Source organism: Rhodoferax sp., assembly GCF_018063565.1.
In the GTDB taxonomy this organism is placed as follows: Bacteria; Pseudomonadota; Gammaproteobacteria; order Burkholderiales; family Burkholderiaceae_C; genus Rhodoferax.
The window spans coordinates 1-2,509 of the sequence record NZ_JAGPBB010000196.1; the positions used below are offsets into that span (position 1 = coordinate 1).

The 2,509-nt window shown below is 60.4% G+C and carries 3 protein-coding genes and 1 pseudogene; all 4 read left to right on the forward strand.

Features of this window, described 5'->3' with window-relative positions; all coding sequences use genetic code 11:
- A pseudogene (locus KBF66_RS19575) lies at nucleotides 1-591 on the forward strand (bifunctional uridylyltransferase/uridylyl-removing protein); the annotation flags it as partial.
- Nucleotides 592-624: 33 nt separating this feature from the next.
- Nucleotides 625-1,098, forward strand: coding sequence for a TerB family tellurite resistance protein (locus KBF66_RS19580; RefSeq protein ID WP_296661450.1), 474 nt, complete (start codon nucleotides 625-627; stop codon nucleotides 1,096-1,098).
- Between the two features lie 15 nt (nucleotides 1,099-1,113).
- Entirely contained in the window at nucleotides 1,114-1,767 is a 654-nt protein-coding gene (locus KBF66_RS19585; RefSeq protein ID WP_296661452.1) for a DUF938 domain-containing protein, read from the forward strand.
- 155 nt (nucleotides 1,768-1,922) lie between these two features.
- A partial coding sequence (locus tag KBF66_RS19590; RefSeq protein WP_296661454.1) for a GDP-L-fucose synthase occupies nucleotides 1,923-2,509 on the forward strand: 587 nt, incomplete at its 3' end.

Consider the following 2,509-nt stretch of genomic DNA (forward strand, 5'->3'; position numbering starts at 1 on the left):
CACCTGGGTGGGCAAGACCCCATCGTGCGGGCGCGCCCGTCGCCCGTGGGTGAAGGCCTGCAGGTAATGGTCTACACCCCGGATGCACAAGACCTGTTTGCCCGCATTTGTGGTTACTTTGACCAGAGCAGCTTTTCGATTCTGGACGCCCGCATCCACACCACCCAGAGTGGTTATGCACTTGATACCTTCCAGGTGGTGGCGAGCAACCAGACCGAGCCCTACCGCGAACTGGTGGGCATGATCGAAAACGGCCTGACTCAGGTGGTGGCGACGGCCGGACCGCTGCCCACGCCCAGCCGGGGACGCGTGTCGCGGCGAGTCAAGAGTTTCCCCATCACGCCACGGGTCAGTCTCAAACCCGATGAAAAAGCACAACGCTGGCTGCTCAATGTGTCGGCAAGCGACCGCATCGGCTTGCTGTATTCGATTGCGCGGGTACTGGCGCGCCACAGGATCAATCTGCAACTGGCCAAGATCGTGACACTGGGCGAACGGGTCGAAGACACCTTCTTGATCCAGGGCGCGGCACTGCAGCACAACCGCGACCAGATCGAGATTGAGACCGAATTATTGGCGGCGCTGGCCTGATTGCCGCAACCTCAAACCAGATCCAGTACCCCCATGTTAGGCCCGCTCAAGACCCTGCTCGCGCAGTTTTTCACGCCCGAAGGCGGCCCGTCGTCGATCGATGAGGCCCATTATTTGCAATTGGCCACCGCCGTTTTACTGGTGGAGGTGATGCAGTCAGACACACAGATCAGCGACGCCGAACGCAGTGCCACCCATGCAGCACTGCGCAATCAGTTCGGACTGAGCGACGAGGCGTTACGCCAGCTGGTGTCGCGCGCACAAGCCACGGCCAAAGGTGCCAATGATTACTTTGCTTTCACCAGCGCGATGAACGACCAGTTCAGCCAGCCAGAAAAGATACAGGTGGTGCAATACATGTGGCAAGTCGCCTACGCCGACGGACATCTGGACGCCAACGAGAATCATGTGATCAGCAAGGTAGCGGGCCTGTTGCACGTCACCCATGGCGAGTACATTGCTGCCAAGCTCCATGCCAAGCAGGCAGCTTTTTCGAGTGATCACTGACGATCGCTACAGCCCATGTCTTCACCTGATTTCAGCGCCGCGGCCGAACAAAACCGGCAACCCATCCTGGCCAAGTTGCAGCAAATTTTGCCGGCGCATGGTCAGGCGCTGGAGATTGCCTCCGGCACCGGACAACACGCGGCCTGGTTGGCCAGCCACCTGCCCGGCTGGACCTGGCAACCCACCGACATCGGCACGGACGCTTTCCGGAGCATACGGCACTATGCCCAACAGGCAGGCGCCACCAGGGTGTTGCCGGCACAAGTGCTGGATGTGTGCGCAGACGTCTGGCTACCCGGTCGCGGCACAGCCGACGCCGCGCCTCTGCAGTTTGACCTGATCTTCTGCGCCAACATGTTGCACATTGCCCCATGGGCCGCCTGCGCCGGCCTGATGCAAGGGGCTGCGCGACACCTGGCTCCGGATGGCGTGCTGGTGACTTATGGTCCTTACCTTGAGAAAGATGTCATCACCACCCAAAGCAACCTGGACTTTGACGCCAGCCTGCGCCAGCGCAATGCCCAATGGGGTGTGCGCTGGCGAGAAGATGTGATGCAGCAGGCACGACAGGTCGGTCTCTGCCTCACACAACGCCACACGATGCCGGTCAATAATTTGTTGCTCGTCTGGACGCGGGATCCGGCTTCGGCGATGCCGGCCTCCCGGTAGAATTGCGCGCTCTTCTGTCGGGCTGCGGGGGCGATTTGCCAGTGTTGACGGCGTCAACCTGATGATGAAACCACATTGAAAGCAGCAGCAATCAGATTTTCTTAACGGTAAGCGCCGGCAGCCAATTTCATCCACTTGTCGAAGGACCCTGCGCCATGTCCATTCCCCCCAAAATCTTTGTGGCCGGCCACCGCGGCATGGTCGGCAGCGCCATCGTGCGCACTCTGCTTGCACAAGGTGTCTCACAAGACCACATCCTCACCCGCACCCACGCCGAGCTTGACCTGTGCAACCAGGCCGCGGTGCAAGACTTCTTTGCCAAAGAGCGCCCCAGCCAGGTCTACCTGGCCGCAGCCAAGGTCGGTGGCATTCATGCCAATAACACCTATCCGGCTGACTTCATCTACGACAACCTCATGGTGCAGGCCAACGTCATCCACGCCGCCCACACCTTTGGCGTGCAAAAACTGCTGTTTCTGGGATCAAGCTGCATCTACCCGCGCCTGGCACCCCAGCCCATGGGCGAGTCTGCCCTGCTCACCGGTGCGCTGGAGCCCACCAATGAGCCCTACGCCGTGGCCAAGATTGCCGGCATCAAACTCTGTGAGTCCTACAACCGCCAGTACGGGCGGGATTACCGCAGCGTCATGCCCACCAACCTGTATGGCCCGGGTGACAACTACCACCCGCAAAACAGCCACGTCATCCCGGCCCTCATCCGCCGCTTTCATGAAGCCAAACT